Consider the following 17,104-nt stretch of genomic DNA (forward strand, 5'->3'; position numbering starts at 1 on the left):
CGAGCCCGATTCGCAGGGATCTTCCATGCGCTCTATTCACCCGCTGACAGACCAGAGGGAAGCGCCATGTCGATCATCAGCAGCACCGGCCACAGCACCGCCAGCACCACAACAACCCTGAGCCAACGCCTGACCGCCGCCGTGTGTGCGTCGATTCTTGGCGCGTGCCTTGTGTATTTCGCCGGTTTTTCGCACATCGAAGCAGTGCACAACGCAGCGCACGATACCCGCCACAGCTCTGCCTTCCCGTGCCATTGAGACCTGCCGACATGATCAAGCGTATTGCGCAAACCGCGGGTTTCACCGGGCTGCTGGCCGCCCTGTTGCTGACTCTGCTGCAAAGTTTCTGGGTCGCCCCGCTGATTCTGCAGGCTGAGACTTACGAAAAATCCGAGCCGGCTGCGGTTGAAGTTCACGAACACGCCGCCGGTACCGCCGCTCACACCCATGATGCCGAAGCCTGGGAGCCGGAAGACGGCTGGCAGCGCGTGCTGTCGACGACTGGCGGCAACCTGGTGGTGGCTGTCGGTTTCGCGCTGATGCTCGCCGGCCTCTACACCTTGCGTGCGCCAACCAAAACCTCCCAGGGTCTGCTTTGGGGTCTGGCTGGTTACGCGACGTTTGTACTGGCGCCGACCCTGGGCCTGCCACCGGAACTGCCGGGCACTGCCGCGGCGGACCTGGCACAACGGCAAATCTGGTGGATCGGCACTGCAGCGTCCACCGCTGTCGGCATCGCGCTGATCGTGTTCAGCCGCCACTGGCTGATGAAGATCCTGGGTGTGGCGATTCTCGCCGTTCCTCACGTCATCGGTGCGCCGCAACCGGAAGTGCACTCGATGCTCGCGCCGGAAGCCCTGGAATCCCAGTTCAAAATCGCTTCGCAGCTGACCAACGTGGCGTTCTGGCTGGCCCTTGGCCTGATCAGCGCCTGGTTGTTCCGCCGCAAAAGCGATGGCCAATACCACGCATGACGGATACCGGCACAGCGCCGACTTTGGTGGTCGGCCTGGGCTGCCAGCGCGGCTGCCCCGTCAGCACGCTGCGGGCGTTACTCGATCAGGCATTACAGGCGCATCAAATCGGACTTCACCAGATCAAGGCCCTGGCCAGCATCGACCTGAAGCGCGACGAGCCTGGCCTGATCGAACTCGCCGCACAACTCGCGCTGCCCTTGATGTACTTCAGCAGTGAGCAACTGGCTGGTTATCAACCTCAACTCAGCCACCGCTCGGACATCGCTTTTGAGCGCACCGGCTGCTATGGCGTAGCGGAAAGCGCCGCCCTCGCCCTCGCAGAACAACTGGCTCAGGCACCGGCAAAACTGTTGATCTCACGACAAAAATACGCCCAGGCGACCCTGGCATTGGCCAGCGCTGCGTAAAATCCTCGATAATCCCGCCCTCGATCATGAGCAATCTTCATCTGTAGCTTTGCCCAGACCCTTTTTCTGACAGGAAACGACGATGACCGTCTACTTCATTGGCGCAGGTCCCGGCGACCCGGAACTGATCACCGTCAAAGGCCAGCGGCTGATCCGCAGTTGCCCGGTGATCATCTACGCCGGCTCCCTGGTACCTGCCGCGGTGCTGGAAGGCCATCGCGCCGAACGGGTGGTCAATAGCGCCGAACTGCACTTGAAACAGATCATCGAACTGATCAAGACCGCCCATGCCAATGGCCAGGATGTGGCGCGGGTGCATTCAGGCGACCCAAGTCTTTATGGCGCGATTGGCGAACAGATTCGCTACCTGCGCGAACTCGATATTCCGTTTGAGATCATTCCCGGTGTCACCGCCACGGCGGCCTGCGCGGCGCTTTTGGGTGCGGAGCTGACATTGCCGGACGTGTCACAGAGCGTGATTCTGACTCGCTACGCTGACAAGACTGTGATGCCCGCGGGTGAAGAGTTGGGGAGTCTGGCGCAGCATGGGGCGACCATGGCGATTCATTTGGGGGTCAATCATCTGCAGAAAATCCTCGTGGAATTGCTGCCACATTACGGCGCGGACTGCCCGATTGCGGTGATCCATCGGGCGACCTGGCCGGATCAGGATTGGGTAGTAGGAACGATTGCGGATATTGCCGGGAAGGTCGAGGCGAAGGGGTTTCGGCGCACGGCGTTGATTCTGGTGGGTCGGGTGTTGGGGAGCGATCACTTCAGTGAGTCATCGCTGTATCGCGCCGGGCATGCGCATTTGTATCGACCGTAGGGCCCCATCGCGAGCAAGCCCGCTCCCACATTAAATCTTCAGCGAACACAACATCTGTGAACGACGGCGAACAAATGTGGGAGCGGGCTTGCTCACGAAGGCGTCAGTGAAATTCACCCATAAAAAAACGGCACTCACGGGTGCCGTTTTTTCGTTTCTGCAGCGAACACCTTAGTAGTAGGCGTTTTCTTTCTGCGTATGGTCGGTCACGTCGCGAACACCTTTCAGTTCGGGAATGCGCTCGAGCAAGGTGCGCTCGATGCCTTCACGCAGGGTGACGTCCGCCTGGCCGCAGCCTTGGCAACCGCCGCCGAACTTCAGCACGGCGATGCCGTCATCAACCACATCGATCAGGCTGACCTGACCGCCGTGGCTGGCGAGCCCCGGGTTGATTTCGGTTTGCAGGTAATAGTTGATGCGCTCGTTGACCGGGCTGTCGGCGTTGACCATCGGGACTTTGGCGTTTGGCGCCTTGATGGTCAGCTGGCCGCCCATGCGGTCGGTGGCGTAGTCGACAACCGCGTCGTCCAGGAAAGCTTCGCTGAACGAATCGATATAAGCAGTGAAGCTTTTCAGCCCCAGCGCGGTGTCTTCGGGTTTTTCTTCGCCCGGCTTGCAATAGGCAATGCAGGTTTCGGCGTATTGGGTGCCAGGCTGGGTGATGAAGACGCGGATGCCGATGCCCGGGGTGTTCTGCTTGGAGAGCAGATCAGCCAGGTAATCGTGGGCGGCGTCGGTGATGGTAATAGCGGTCATGGAAACTCCTCGCAGGCTTGGGCGCAGTTTACGCCAATCATCGCGCCGTACAAAGTCCTAGTATTTTTGTCGGGAAAGCGCCAGTTCGCCGCGATCAGGCAGTTCGCCGCCAATCCGCGCTTTAAGCCACCGATAGCTGCTTTTTTCCACCCATTCGTAACTTGCCCACGACGCCACGCCAATGGTCGCAACGCAAACGGTGAACATGACGTAGGGGTTTACGCCATAACGTTGTGCGACAAAACCTCCGGCAGACAGCACCAACACGTGCATCAGGTACATCCGGCGGTTCTCGAAAAAGCGTTCCAGCGCCATGCACGCCAGCGCCAGCAATGGCAACCATAAAACGGGTTTGATCCAGCCACGGCGGTAGGTCATGCCGATGGCAATCCCCAGCAGAAACTCATAAACAATGTCCGAACGGTAAAACTCGCTGATCCAGCCGTAACCGGTCCACGCCTGGCACACTGCAAACAGCAGCGCAGCGACGATCAGCAACCGTGCCTGCAAACGGAACAGCAACGCCCGGGACAGAAACCGCCCCGGCGGCAGCGACTTGCCCTCGGTGGACAGGAATATCACCAGACCACTGATAACGAAGAAGACATCAACGCCCACCGCGCCTTTGTCGATGAACATCTGACCGATCGGCCCACCGTCCAGGCCGAGAGAGCGCGCAGTGCCTGTACCGAAATCAACATCGACCGCCCTGCAAACCACCGCATTTCCCTTGTAGGAGCCGGCTTGCTGGCGATGGCGGCGTCACGTTCAACATCAAGGTGACTGCGAGGAAGCCATCTCCAGCAAGCCGGCGCCTACAGGGGATCGGCGGTATCCATGAAACTGGGACACCGAGCCCTCATCAAAAGTCGATCAAAGATTCTCGTAGCGGTTCATGTCCAGCACGCCCTCTTCCACCGGGTCGGTTTCGTGGACGTACGTGCTCAGGTCATGGAAATAAAACCAGAACTGCGGATGGCTGCGGCGAATCCCCCAGCGTTCGACGATTTTCTCGAAACGGTTGGCGTCCTTGGCATTTTCCATCGCCTCCACAAACGCTGGCACTTGCCCGGCGGGAATGTTGAACATGAAGTTCGGGTAGCTGCTGAGCACGCCGGGGAAAATGGTCAGGGTATCGAGCCCTGGCTGATAGCGCAGCGACTCGCCCAGCAGAAACGCCACGTTGCTGTGCGCGCGGTTGCGCAACAGACTGTAAACCTCACGCTTGCCGCTCTTGGCCTCAATACGCAACATCGTTGCTTCCGGCAGTTGATCGATCACCTTGAGGCCCGCTGCCGGGCGCGACGTCAGGCGGCTCAAGGCCTGCTCGGCACTTTGCAGGTCCGGATCGATATTCGGCCTCGAGCAATAAGCGCCGTCACAGCGGTTGATCGGATCAGGCCTGGCGTTGAGCTCGCCGTAGCGAGCCAGCAGCTGCATCGCAAAGTCGTGTTTCGGGTCTTTCTCGTCGAGTTTCAGCGCGGTCGGTTTGTCGTTGTCGATGGCTTCATAGTCCAGCCACATCTTGAATTTTCCGCCGCTCTGATACCAGTCGTCGAGATAACCGTCCCGCGAATCGGCGGGCATCAGGCGCAGGAAATTCTGCTCGGCGCCGTTGCGAATCAGGTCGAAGTACAGGCGCGTCTGCGCTTGATGGGAAACGTTGCCGAACACGTCGAAATTGACCGCCAATTGATAATACGTGCGCTCCAGCAGCGGAAAATCGAACAGCCACATCGTTTGCGGGACTTCGCCGATCAGGCCCTTGTCCACCGAGGCGCTGTCGAAATGCCGGAAGATGGTCAGCAGCGCGTTATCGTTGCCTGCCCACAAGGTCGACCAGCTCGGCGCGGGCGCATCGGCGTAGTTGTCGCGACGCAGCGCCTCGTACTCGTTGCGCTTGTCGCGGTAGTCATGCCACAGGCTCAGGACACTGCCGACGTCATCGTTCTGGCCCGGCATCGCCAGCAATGGCGTGGCCTGCCCGCGGTAGTTCGGGTCGATGATGTAGAGGTCGTGTTCCGGCGCCTGGAACAGCGCCCAGAAGTTATCGCGGATCACGTCGGTGGCGATCTGGCCGCGGCACACCGGCCCACGGATAAACGTGCGCACGAAGTACTCGGCGTTATCGAGCATGAACTGATAACGCGCCTGCGCCGGGATCGCCTCGAACGTGGTGAATGGATTGGCCCGGCGCTCCGGCCCGTAACCCGGCAACGCGTTGACCTGCCAGTTGCCGTTGTAGAACAGGCTTTTGATCCGCGCCATCTTCGCCGCGCTCAGCGGATAAGTGATGTGGGTCTTCTGCACGATCACACCCGGCACCGGCCACAAGCGGTAATACACCTGGGTGCCCGGATCGTCATTCGGGCGGCGCGTGTTGATCAGGTCAATCGGCTGGCCGGTCGGCGTGCGCGAACGCACCCACTGGAAGAAATGCCCCGGCTCGCCGTCCTTGAAGTAAATGTGGGCGAGGAACCAGTGCTCGAACAACCAGCGCCCCACCAGGCTCTGGCGGGCGCCCGGCGAGTTGAGCAGGTTTTCCCATTGCACCACTTGCAAGGCTTCTTTCGCCGACGGCACCAGACCTTGCTCATCGATCGGCGCGCCCGAGGCCAGCCAGCGTTGCAGCGTCTGGTACTGCTGATCGGTCAGGCCGGTGACCGCCAGCGGCATGCCTTCCTTCGGATGAGCGCCGGCGTAACCGTCGAACTCGGCCGGCATCGCGCAACTGTTTTCCCGGTTCAGACCCAGGACGATGTCTTCCGGCAACCTGGCGTTGGGCGTCAGCGGCGTTTTGTGCCCCAGCTCCAGCATCCGCGCCATCAACGCGGCTTGGCTGCCCTGAGCGTCGAGCACCGGATAGAAGCCTTTTTTCTGCCAGGCGTGCTTGCCGAAAGCGTCATAAAACAATCGGGTCGGCGCGGCAGCCTGCCTGCGTTCGCCGTCGTAGACAGGGACTTTCGACGCGCCGCGCGCAGCACCCTCGCCGCTGCCCAGATTGAGCTGACAGGCGGCGTCATTGCAGGCATGGCAGGCCACGCACTTTTCGGTGAAGATCGGTTGAATGTCGCGGGTATAAGAAATGGCAGCGGAAACGGCCGGATCCTGCGCGGCGGCGCCCCAGCTTAAAAACAGCAAAACACTGCTGATGACGCGAAAAGACATGTCCCTGGTCCTGATCGTGAAAAAACGCCGCGATTCTACCGGTATGGCCTCGCTGCCAACATGAGCGATATTCATGCAAAAACCGCACATGCTCTAAAAGCGCACAGGTTTGCTATGATCCCGGCCCTTCGTCATGGTCTTTCCGAGTAGTCCCAATGTCCGATCGCAGTGTTCGCCTTCAAGCTCTCAAGCACGCCCTCAAAGAGCGCATCCTGATTCTCGATGGCGGTATGGGCACGATGATCCAGAGCTACAAGCTCGAGGAGCAGGATTACCGTGGCAAACGCTTCGCCGACTGGCCGAGCGATGTCAAAGGCAACAACGACCTGTTGGTGCTGACGCGCCCGGACGTAATCGGTGGCATCGAAAAAGCCTACCTGGATGCCGGCGCTGACATTCTGGAAACCAACACCTTCAACGCCACCCGGATTTCCATGGCCGATTACGGCATGGAAGAACTGGCCTACGAACTGAACGTAGAAGGCGCTCGCCTGGCGCGCAAGATCGCCGACGCGAAAACCCTCGAAAACCCGGACAAGCCGCGCTTCGTCGCCGGCGTGCTCGGCCCGACCAGCCGCACCTGCTCGCTGTCGCCGGACGTCAACAACCCCGGCTACCGCAACGTAACCTTCGATGAACTGGTGGAGAACTACACCGAGGCCACCAAAGGCCTGATCGAAGGCGGTTCCGACCTGATCCTGATTGAAACCATTTTCGACACACTGAACGCCAAAGCCGCGATCTTCGCCGTGCAAGGGGTGTTCGAAGAGCTGGGCGTCGAGCTGCCGATCATGATTTCCGGCACCATCACCGACGCCTCCGGCCGCACCCTGTCCGGCCAGACCACCGAAGCGTTCTGGAACTCCGTGGCCCACGCCAAGCCGATTTCGGTCGGTTTGAACTGCGCCCTCGGCGCCAGTGAGCTGCGCCCGTACCTGGAAGAGCTGTCGAACAAGGCCAACACCCACGTGTCGGCGCACCCGAACGCCGGCCTGCCGAACGAATTCGGCGAGTACGACGAACTGCCGTCGCAGACCGCCAAGGTCATCGAGGAATTCGCCCAAAGCGGCTTCCTCAACATCGTCGGCGGTTGCTGCGGCACCACGCCGGGCCACATCGAAGCCATCGCCAAAGCCGTGGCCGGTTATGCGCCGCGTGAAATCCCGGACATTCCGAAGGCGTGCCGCCTCTCGGGCCTGGAGCCGTTCACCATCGATCGCAGCTCGTTGTTCGTCAACGTCGGCGAGCGGACCAACATCACCGGTTCGGCCAAATTCGCCCGCCTGATCCGTGAAGACAACTACACCGAAGCGCTGGAAGTCGCCCTGCAGCAGGTCGAGGCCGGCGCCCAGATCATCGACATCAACATGGACGAGGGGATGCTCGATTCGAAGAAGGCGATGGTGACCTTCCTCAATCTGATTGCCGGTGAACCGGACATCTCCCGCGTGCCGATCATGATCGACTCCTCCAAATGGGAAGTGATCGAAGCCGGCCTGAAGTGCATCCAGGGCAAGGGCATCGTCAACTCGATCAGCATGAAGGAAGGCGTCGAGCAGTTCATTCATCACGCCAAACTGTGCAAACGCTACGGTGCCGCCGTGGTGGTGATGGCCTTCGACGAAGCCGGCCAGGCCGACACCGAAGCGCGCAAGAAAGAAATCTGCAAACGCTCCTACGACATTCTGGTCAACGAAGTCGGCTTCCCGCCGGAAGACATCATCTTCGACCCGAACATCTTTGCCGTGGCCACCGGTATCGAAGAACACAACAACTATGCCGTGGACTTCATCAACGCCTGCGCCTACATCCGTGACGAGCTGCCGTATGCGCTGACCTCGGGCGGCGTGTCCAACGTGTCGTTCTCGTTCCGTGGCAACAACCCGGTGCGTGAGGCGATTCACTCGGTGTTCCTGCTGTATGCGATCCGCAATGGCCTGACCATGGGCATCGTCAACGCCGGTCAGCTGGAGATCTACGACCAGATCCCGGTGGAACTGCGCGACGCCGTCGAAGACGTGATCCTCAACCGCACCCCGGAAGGCACCGACGCCCTCCTCGCCATCGCCGACAAGTACAAGGGCGACGGCAGCGTCAAGGAAGCCGAGACCGAAGAGTGGCGCGGCTGGGACGTCAACAAACGTCTGGAACACGCGCTGGTCAAGGGCATCACCACGCACATCGTCGAAGACACCGAAGAATCGCGCCAGTCGTTCGCGCGCCCGATCGAAGTGATCGAAGGCCCGCTGATGTCCGGCATGAACATCGTCGGCGACCTGTTCGGCGCCGGCAAAATGTTCCTGCCGCAGGTGGTGAAATCCGCCCGCGTGATGAAGCAGGCCGTGGCCCACTTGATCCCGTTCATCGAACTGGAAAAAGGCGACAAACCGGAAGCCAAGGGCAAGATCCTCATGGCCACGGTGAAGGGCGACGTGCACGACATCGGCAAGAATATCGTTGGCGTGGTGCTGGGCTGTAACGGCTATGACATCGTCGACCTCGGCGTGATGGTGCCGGCAGAGAAAATCCTGCAGGTGGCCAAGGAGCAGAAATGCGACATCATCGGCCTCTCCGGCCTGATCACGCCTTCGCTGGATGAAATGGTCCACGTGGCCCGCGAGATGCAGCGTCAGGATTTCCACCTGCCGCTGATGATCGGTGGCGCGACCACCTCCAAGGCGCACACGGCGGTGAAGATCGAGCCGAAGTACAGCAACGACGCGGTGATCTACGTCACCGACGCCTCCCGCGCCGTAGGCGTTGCCACGCAATTGCTGTCCAAGGAATTGAAACCGGCGTTCGTCGAGAAGACCCGCCTGGAATACATCGACGTTCGCGAGCGCACCGCCAACCGCAGCGCCCGCACCGAACGCCTGAGCTATCCGGCCGCCATCGCCAAGAAGCCGCAGTTCGACTGGAGCACCTACGTGCCGGTCAAACCGACGTTCACCGGTTCCAAAGTGCTGGACAACATCGACTTGAAAGTCCTGGCCGAATACATCGACTGGACACCGTTCTTCATCTCCTGGGACCTGGCCGGCAAATTCCCGCGCATCCTCGAAGACGAAGTGGTCGGTGAAGCCGCTACCGCGCTGTACGCCGACGCCCAGGAAATGCTCGCCAAACTGATCGACGAGAAACTGATCAGCGCCCGTGCGGTGTTCGGTTTCTGGCCGGCCAACCAGGTGCGCGACGACGACATCGAAGTCTACGGCGATGACGGCAAGCCATTGGCCAAGCTGCATCACCTGCGCCAGCAGACCATCAAGACCGACGGCAAGCCGAACTTCTCCCTCGCCGACTTCGTCGCGCCGAAGGACAGCGAAATTACCGACTACGTGGGTGGTTTCATCACCACCGCCGGCATCGGCGCCGAAGAAGTGGCCAAGGCTTATCAGGACGCGGGCGACGATTACAACTCGATCATGGTCAAGGCGCTGGCCGACCGTCTGGCCGAAGCTTGCGCCGAATGGTTGCACCAGCAAGTGCGTAAAGAGCACTGGGGCTATGCGAAGGACGAAACCCTCGACAACGAAGCGCTGATCAAAGAGCAATACACCGGCATCCGCCCTGCCCCGGGTTACCCGGCGTGCCCGGATCACACCGAGAAAAGCACCCTGTTCGCCTTGCTCGACCCTGAAGCCAGCGAGATGCAGGCCGGCCGCAGCGGCGTGTTCCTCACCGAGCACTATGCAATGTTCCCGGCGGCGGCGGTCAGCGGCTGGTACTTCGCTCACCCGCAAGCGCAGTATTTCGCCGTGGGCAAGATCGACAAGGATCAGGTCCAGAGCTACACGTCGCGCAAGGGCCAGGAGTTGAGCGTGACCGAGCGCTGGCTGGCGCCGAACCTCGGCTACGACAACTGATTGATCCGAAGCCGTGGGCTCTGAAGGCAGATGTGCTGACTCCAGAGCCCACGGCTGGCCGATCAGGCCTGTGCACCCAACACGGCTATCTCACGCTCGCTGAGCGTGGTCAGCAGTTGCAGGCGGTTGGCTTTATTGACGGTATCCAGGGCGTCCATCTCCTGTAGGTAGGCCGTATTGAGCTCCGGGTACTTGTCCTCCAGCTCACTGACCTTGTCCTGAAAACCCTGCTGCACCCTGGTAAATTCCCCAGGGTATTTCTCCTCCAGATAGTCTCGCCAGTATTTACGCGCGGTCAGTTGTTCGATGAACACGGGCGTCTTTTCCTCGGCGATGATCTTTGCGTACGCTTCGTCCAGATCCGCTGGCGCCACCTGCGCCAGGTTCTCATACACCATGCCTTTGGGCTGACTGGGCAATTCAAGACGCTGAGCCAGACCGATTCGATAGGCCAGGCGAATCTCGGCAGGATCGATAGCGGGCCTGAGCTGGATGCGCGTTTTGGCGATCTCCTCGACCTGCGCCAGGCGAAACAGGTTTCTCGACAGTTTCAGCAGCTCGCGACCTTTGTGTTCGGGGGCAATGGCCTTCAAGGCATTGAACTCATAGACCTCGATTTCCAGCTCGTTGAACAACAATATCCGACCGTCACCACAGGTCGCGCGATTCCTCAATGCCTTCGACAGAACCATCAACCGTTCGCTCAGCGCTTGATCGCCATAAGCGGCTTCAAGGACACGCCAGACGCGCTGCGTGAGATCCAGGCGATCGGCGGCAAAGTCCCGGGTGTGCTGAAGTTGCGAGAGAATGTATGAAAAGTCCTGGGTGGTGTCCTGCTCCATCAAGGCATTCCACATCCGGTGTTTTTCCGAGTCTGCCGCCACGCCGGAAAACCACCGCGCTTTTTCTACCTCCGGCGTCTCATGGTCGGGATGATCCTCCAAGTCAGAGCTCTCGGAACCGTCGACCGATTCAGGCCCGTAGCCCTCAAGCAGTCGCTCAATCTCTTGCGCGGTGAACCCCAAGCCACGGCCAGTGTCCGCCAGGTACTCCTGCAGTCGTAACATTTCATCCAGTTCCAGATTGACGTTGTCGGTCAAGTTGGTGCCGGCCATCAAAGTTTCGTGCTGAGGCAGCAAGGCAGCGCGAGGAATGACCTCTATCTGGTTGCCACTCAGGTTGAGGGTTGTCAGCGCCGGCGCTTCCAGCACACCCTCCGGCCATTCCCAAAGATTGTTATTGCTCAGATTCAGCCCCTGCAACTGGTCAAGATCAGTGACATCAAAGCTGGCGATGCGGTTCTCGCTCAAGTCCAGCCATTGCAAATGCCTCAGCGAGCGCAACTGGCGCGACAACTCATCACTGGCACGCAGATCGTTATATGTGGCGCTCAACCGGGTGAGGTGTTCACATTGCCCCACTGCCTCGGGCAAGGTGCCCAGGCCGTTGTGATTGAGTGTCAGACTGCGCAGCCGGGGAAACGAACGCAGGAACGCATCCGAGCTTTCCGTGAGTCCGACACCGCTCAGGTCCAACGCACCGACCTGCTCGAACGTGACCGGCAAGGCAGGCAAATCGCCGATGATCAGGCCGTTAAAATCAAGGACAGCATCAGTCGGCGCTCCCTCCGCCGCAGGAACATCTCGCAAGGTGGCTCGCCAGCACTCCACGAGCTGATCAGCCGCCCGGCGGCGGTCTACCGCGCCCACCCAACCCTGGCGACTGCGAACGGCAGGGACATCGATCCAGTCATTCAAGTGCTTGATCAATTGCATCTGCTGTTGCTGCCACTGAATAAGCCGGGCTTCAATTTCCAGAGCCGTCATGCCCTGGGCAAGCCATGCTTCGATTCGTTCAACGGCTTGCGCATCACCCAGCTGGGGATCAAGGCGCTGCAGCCTGGCGGCTGAGGTCTGGGGCAAATCACCTTCGCCTGGTTCCAGGTGCAAAGGCAATAAAAGGTCCGGGTGCTCCGATACTTCATCCGGAAAGAACTCCGGATCGCCACCGGTTCGTCCGGCGGACAGGTGCGCTGGTGAAATATCCATCGGGTTGCGGGACGCCGTGCGTTGCGCGTATGCCCGCACCGCCGTCACCGCTTGCGGGCTCAGCCGGCAACCTTGCAGCGAGGTCCCCATCAACAGCTGATCATGCCCGGTCAGGGCCGCTGCCGGGATGTCAGTAATGGCGCTGTGATTCAAGGCCAGACGGCGCAGGTTGGGCAACGTCAACACGCCTTCGGGCCAACTGCGGATATGGGTATGACTCAGGTCCAGGCTCTGCAGGCGGGTCATCGAACCGACCTCAAGAGCATCGACCCGGTTGTACGCCAGGCTCAGCGTTTTCAGGTGGGTCAAACGGTTCAACCGTGCTTGCGCTGACGCCGTGATTCTCATCTGATTGAATGAGAGGTTCAATTCACTGAGTTCCCGGAGCGAATCAATGGCCTGTGGCAGTCCGGTCAGTTGGTTGGAGCTGAGGTTGAGGGACCGCAGTTGGGGAAATCCTCTCAGAAACTCATTGACCTGCACGCTCGAAAGCCCGCTGCCAGTGAGGACCAGGCTGCGCACATGAGGAAAGACCGTATCGCCAAGCGCGGGTAAATCACCCAGCGGCCCAAACCCCGTCAGGTCCAACAATTCGTTCACCGCGTCACCGTGCGACCACGACGGGCCCGCCATAGGTTCCGCAGGTAAATACCGGGAACGCAGTCCCTTGCGAGCGCATTCGCGGATTCTTTCAGCGATCAGCTCACGGTGCGAGATCTCCATTTGCCTGCCATCGACCCGCACAACCCTGCCCTTCCAGGCGTCCAATGACTGATTGAATGCCAGATGCTGCTCGTGCAGTGCATCAACCTGTTCCAGTAATGCCCGCCCCGATACTCCGTCGCGACTGAAACGCGCCATTGCGTCTGATGCAAAGGTGTAATCATTCGGTGCCAGCTTCCTCAAACGCCCTCCACAGTACTGGGCAATCATTTGCGGTTCGTCGACCAGATGTGCCGGGTTGTCATGCACATAATCATAGGCTTTCATGAAAGCTTGCGGCTCCAGGGCCGCCCAATCCAGCTGCAAGCACCGCCATATCGACTCCCGCCCGCTGAACAGTTCGTCAGGCAGCAACTTGATCGGCATTCGCTGTAGATCGAGGGTTTCAAGCCTGTTCAGGCCCGACACCCCGGTCGGCCACTCGGTCAGATTCCCCGCCAACCTCAAGGACCGCAGATTCGTCAGCGTGCCGAAGTCCATTGCGCCCATATCGCCCCTGAGCGACAGCTGCTCCAGTTGAGTCATGCCCTGGAGCGCCTGCACCAACTGCGGTGCATAGGTCTCCAATGCGCCATCGAGCGTCAGCTCGGTAATCTCGGTCAATTCAGGCAGTTTTTCGGCCAGGGCTGCCATGTCCCGCACTTTCACGGAGAGATCCAGCTTTTTGATCTTTGGAAACCGCTGAAGCAGTTCATTGCCCGAGTTCCCGATAAGCTGGCCACTGTCCAGTTGCACATTACGCACATGGGTGAAGTCGGCATCCCACTCGGGCAACGTGTCAATACCGCTTAAATTCAGATCAAAAGCCGGCTCCAGTCCTCGGTAAAGACCATAACGCCAGCACTGGATCAACCCATCGGCGATCACTCGGCGAGACTGCCCACCAGCAGGGGTCGGCACGACAGCGTCGACCCAGGTGTTCAATGAGGTTTCCAATGCGTCGAATTCCCGTTGACGGTTGTTCAACAGATTGAACACTTGCTGATCGGTGTCTCCCGCGCTCAGGCGGCTTCTGACGAATTGACTGGCATGCGCATCGGAGATGTTCGGGTAAAGGTTCCGTACCCTGGAGACCAATGCACCATCGTGGAAGCCGACACCACGACCACTGGCCAGGTAACCCAGGCGGCCATTGGGCAGACGCAGGGACGGCCCGGTGGCATTTAACGGGCGCTGTTTCAAGATCAGCGCCATGTCGTCGCGATGAGTGCTGGCATGGTTCGCCAGTTTTTTTTGCAAGGCCTGGCCTTGATTGCCTTCCAGGGTTGCCCGTGTCGCTTGGGGCAAGAACTCCAGCAGCGATTCATACAGATTGCGGCCATGGGCGGGGATGTTGTTAAGAGGCCTGCCCTGGGCGTCATAGGCCCGAAAATATCCGTCGCCCTTGACCAGGTAATTGCGAATCGTCGCACTGTCGCCGCCAACGCTGTCCAGCAATGGGCCCTTGATCGAGCCGGACCGCAGCTCCACGCGCCTATCTGTCGACCAGTCGGGCAACTGCTCCAGGCTGTGCAACGCCAGACGATCGCTGGCCACAGACGCCATGTTCTCCAGATGTAATCCGCAGAGCGCCCGGTTCAGGGCGCCCTGCTGTAAATGGGCGCGAATTTCTTGCGCCTGGCGCAAGGGTATTTTTGCGCTGCTGCGCAATTGGGACAGCTCGGCGGCACTGGCATTGCTCAGCACCTGTCGCGCCCCCTCCGGCGACAGTGTGGGGAAACTGCGCTGCAGTCGTTGAATATCGGCATTGGTCGTCTGCTGGTCGGTGAGCAGTCGGTCGAACAGGGCCTTTTGGCTATCCAGGGCGCGGTTGGCCAGGCTGTCCCTGAACATCTGCACGCGGTCCGCGCCTTGTTGTGCGCTGCGCACGCCGAGCAACCGGGTGATTTGTGGCTCGTCTAGCGCCCGTAATACGCGCTCCGGCAATTTTCCGGCCTGCACTTCGGCTCGGGTGATCTTGATCGCAGGCTTCACACTGTTGCTTGCCGACGCTGAACCGAAGCGCTGCGAGGCACCCCAGGGTTCCGGTCCCTCGAAGACTTCCAATACTTCCTCGACGGGCCAGTCTGGCAGCCCCACAGCCAGCGGTACGACAGCCTCGTAAGCACTGCCCAGTTCATTGCCGTTGCGGATCCGATCAATCAACTCGTTCACTTGTTGGTCAGCCTTGAACGACCTGATGGTCTCGGCCAATAGCGGCGGCGGTGGCTGAAGATCGATGTGCATCTGGCGCAACGCGTCATCACTGACCCCGCTGGCCTCGGCAATTTGCTGTAACTGCGCATCAGAAAAAACGTCCATCTGCGGCCCGATTCTGCGCAACAACGTTGGGCGATCCCACTCCAGCGGTCGTTCAAGGGTGTGATGCCAGGCACCGAGTCGGTTATGCCGCAAGATCGGTTGATAGGCCTGGGGATCGCCGGGGTGCTGGATCCGCCATTTTTTCAACACCGGGTCGAAGGTCTTTTCGTAGACATTTCCCTCGTGTCGAATACAGGTCTTGTCCCCGACCTTATACTGCCCCAATGCATTCGGCTCGAGCCCCTCCAGAGACACACTGCTCTTGTAGGGGGCCAGATCGGGACTCCACAAACGCGATTCACCAAAAGGCGTGGCGACCTTGGCCATCCCGTTGACAAACCGCGAGTTGATGATCGGCGGCGCCTTGCTGGCGACCGCGCCCAACACGGCCATGAAGGCTACGTTCTGCACAACTGACTTGAGATGGCCCCACGCCTCCTCGGCGTCACCCTCTTTCCACGCCTCCGCCCCTTGGTAAACCTCGTAGGTCAATTGCACGGCGGTGAAGGCGAGCATGACCTCACCCAGCCCCGGCACGAAAAAGGCTGCCACGTTCAAGACGCTCAAACCCCATTCGGCATAGTGTTCAAGTCGCGTTATCCAGGCTTCGTGGTCAACCTCGGCGGTGGGTATTGCCAGCAACCTGGCATTGGACTTCAGCCTGGCCAGATGAAACTCATAACGGGCTGCAAACACTTCGCCATCAATGAAGGTTTCATCCATCCCCAGGTCAACATTCTCGTTCCACACCTCTACATACATGCCATTGAGGAACGCGCCCGGCGCATAGGGCGGGCCGGGGTAAACCGGAGCCGGGTCCCACTTCTGGACCTTGAGCTGGCGCTTGAGCCGGTGGAAAAAACGCCCTGACTCATCTTGCGCGACAAAGCCGGCAAAGAACCGCTGGTACGTGACGGAGCGCAGCTTGATCGCAAGGTCTCGGGCAAACTCGCGGCCCGAGGCATACGCCTTGAGGGGGCTGACGGGATCGCCCGGAATGTAGACGATGATCCGTGAATCAGGAATCAGCTTGGCCAGTTCGGGTGTGAACGGCAGCACAAAGAGCCAGGGATTTTGCAGGGTCGCTCTGACTTTGCGCGATGCCGCGCCAATAATCAGCACGTCGTTCAGCGTCGAGCCAAACACCTGCAACCGACTGTAAATGGCCGACTCCCCATTGAGCCGCCCCCCCGAGGTACCGTCGAGTATCGCTAACACCGTGGCATGGTCCGCGGCGTCAATGTCCGACCTCATTCGAGCGATGTGCGCCTGCACGCGCATCCGCTCCTTGTCCGCCGCCATCGTCTGCTGGCGTACAGTCGCAGCCTTGTCGGGCGCATCGAATACCGTACTCAGATGGTTCTGATACTGCTTGCCCACGTCCAGTTCCCGGCACAGGCTGGCGAACGCTGCGGGCTTGATCGATAACTTGTCACGGATGCTGTAGCGCACCTTCGCGAACGGGTAGCGAGTGCTTTCATCGTAAAGGTGCTGCTCCAGTGCCCCTACGGGCGCCAGCGCGCTGGTCTCCTGCAGGGCAACGCCGTCGAAGGGCTCATCTTCTTCGAAGTTGCGCAGTGCCGCCTGCAACAGTGACTGCTCTTCGGCCAGGTTGGGCGAACGCATATGAAACAGCGCCGTGTCGACAACATCCGGCGCCTGACCGAATTTTTTCTGCAACGCATCCGTCAGCAATGGCTTGGCGAACTCGGTGATGCCTTTGAAATCCTTGAGAGTCGTGGCCAGCGCCTGGCTGGAAGCGTTGCTCTGTGCCTGACTGTCGAGCAAGGCCTGGCGCAAGGCCTGTGACGCCTTGGCATAGAGCTCGGGGGAAGTGTCGATGAATCGCTGGGCGGGATTACGCGCTTGCGTCATGGCCTGGAGATGGGAGGTGGTCAGGTGACGCGTCCAGTCGGGGACGCGGCTCTTGATAAAGGGGACGTGAATCCCGGGCTCTGTGGGCGTGGAAGGGTCCGGCATGATGTTGCTCCTGATGCTCGATTGAGAGCGCATCAGGACATCACAGCCA

The 17,104-nt window shown here is 60.1% G+C and carries 8 protein-coding genes and 1 pseudogene; 5 read left to right on the forward strand and 4 right to left on the reverse strand.

From position 1 onward, the window contains the following. Window positions 1-66: 66 nt before the first annotated feature. The 4 genes from FBY04_RS03845 to cobM all read left to right on the forward strand — a co-directional run bounded on the left by FBY04_RS03845 (window position 67) and on the right by cobM (window position 2,213). On the forward strand, window positions 67-258 hold the full coding sequence (locus FBY04_RS03845; RefSeq protein WP_084322810.1) for a CbtB-domain containing protein: 192 nt from the start codon (window positions 67-69) through the stop codon (window positions 256-258). Window positions 259-269: 11 nt separating this feature from the next. Next, window positions 270-974 carry a CbtA family protein gene (locus tag FBY04_RS03850; protein WP_145314566.1) on the forward strand — a complete coding sequence of 235 codons (705 nt, stop codon included), beginning with the start codon at window positions 270-272 and terminating at the stop codon, window positions 972-974. Next, window positions 971-1,384 (forward strand): cobalamin biosynthesis protein, encoded by a 414-nt coding sequence (locus tag FBY04_RS03855; RefSeq protein ID WP_084322808.1) that lies wholly within the window; start codon window positions 971-973, stop codon window positions 1,382-1,384. Before FBY04_RS03850 ends, FBY04_RS03855 begins: the two co-directional genes overlap by 4 nt. 82 nt (window positions 1,385-1,466) lie before the next feature. After that, window positions 1,467-2,213 (forward strand): precorrin-4 C(11)-methyltransferase, encoded by a 747-nt coding sequence (gene cobM / locus FBY04_RS03860; RefSeq protein ID WP_145314567.1) that lies wholly within the window; start codon window positions 1,467-1,469, stop codon window positions 2,211-2,213. A 171-nt stretch (window positions 2,214-2,384) separates the two neighbouring features. On the opposite strand, the gene nfuA is transcribed toward cobM, so the two are convergent. The 3 genes and pseudogenes from nfuA to FBY04_RS03875 form a co-directional block, all read right to left on the reverse strand. Further along, complete coding sequence (gene nfuA, locus FBY04_RS03865) at window positions 2,385-2,969, reverse strand: Fe-S biogenesis protein NfuA (RefSeq protein WP_028621370.1); 585 nt, start codon at window positions 2,967-2,969, stop codon at window positions 2,385-2,387. Window positions 2,970-3,026: 57 nt separating this feature from the next. After that, window positions 3,027-3,670 (reverse strand): annotated as a pseudogene (locus FBY04_RS03870) (hypothetical protein). Window positions 3,671-3,842: 172 nt separating this feature from the next. Further along, window positions 3,843-6,137, reverse strand: a complete 2,295-nt coding sequence (locus FBY04_RS03875; RefSeq protein WP_145314568.1) for a fatty acid cis/trans isomerase — start codon at window positions 6,135-6,137, stop codon at window positions 3,843-3,845. Between the two features lie 155 nt (window positions 6,138-6,292). Between FBY04_RS03875 and metH the strand changes: the two genes are divergently transcribed. Beyond that, complete coding sequence (gene metH, locus FBY04_RS03880; protein WP_084322805.1) at window positions 6,293-10,003, forward strand: methionine synthase; 3,711 nt, start codon at window positions 6,293-6,295, stop codon at window positions 10,001-10,003. 62 nt (window positions 10,004-10,065) lie between these two features. Here the strand turns inward: metH and FBY04_RS03885 are convergent, their stop codons facing one another. Continuing rightward, window positions 10,066-17,055 carry an NEL-type E3 ubiquitin ligase domain-containing protein gene (locus FBY04_RS03885; protein WP_145314569.1) on the reverse strand — a complete coding sequence of 2,330 codons (6,990 nt, stop codon included), beginning with the start codon at window positions 17,053-17,055 and terminating at the stop codon, window positions 10,066-10,068. Window positions 17,056-17,104: the final 49 nt, after the last annotated feature.

Source organism: Pseudomonas sp. SJZ080 (assembly GCF_007828295.1).
Taxonomy (GTDB): domain Bacteria; phylum Pseudomonadota; class Gammaproteobacteria; order Pseudomonadales; family Pseudomonadaceae; genus Aquipseudomonas; species Aquipseudomonas migulae_A.

Coding starts and splice junctions, on each gene's coding strand:
- FBY04_RS03845 (WP_084322810.1), top strand. CDS start 67: ATGTCGATCATCAGCAGCACCGGCCACAGCACCGCCAGCACCACAACA.
- FBY04_RS03850 (WP_145314566.1), top strand. CDS start 270: ATGATCAAGCGTATTGCGCAAACCGCGGGTTTCACCGGGCTGCTGGCC.
- FBY04_RS03855 (WP_084322808.1), top strand. CDS start 971: ATGACGGATACCGGCACAGCGCCGACTTTGGTGGTCGGCCTGGGCTGC.
- cobM (WP_145314567.1), top strand. CDS start 1,467: ATGACCGTCTACTTCATTGGCGCAGGTCCCGGCGACCCGGAACTGATC.
- nfuA (WP_028621370.1), bottom strand. CDS start 2,969: ATGACCGCTATTACCATCACCGACGCCGCCCACGATTACCTGGCTGAT.
- FBY04_RS03875 (WP_145314568.1), bottom strand. CDS start 6,137: ATGTCTTTTCGCGTCATCAGCAGTGTTTTGCTGTTTTTAAGCTGGGGC.
- metH (WP_084322805.1), top strand. CDS start 6,293: ATGTCCGATCGCAGTGTTCGCCTTCAAGCTCTCAAGCACGCCCTCAAA.
- FBY04_RS03885 (WP_145314569.1), bottom strand. CDS start 17,055: ATGCCGGACCCTTCCACGCCCACAGAGCCCGGGATTCACGTCCCCTTT.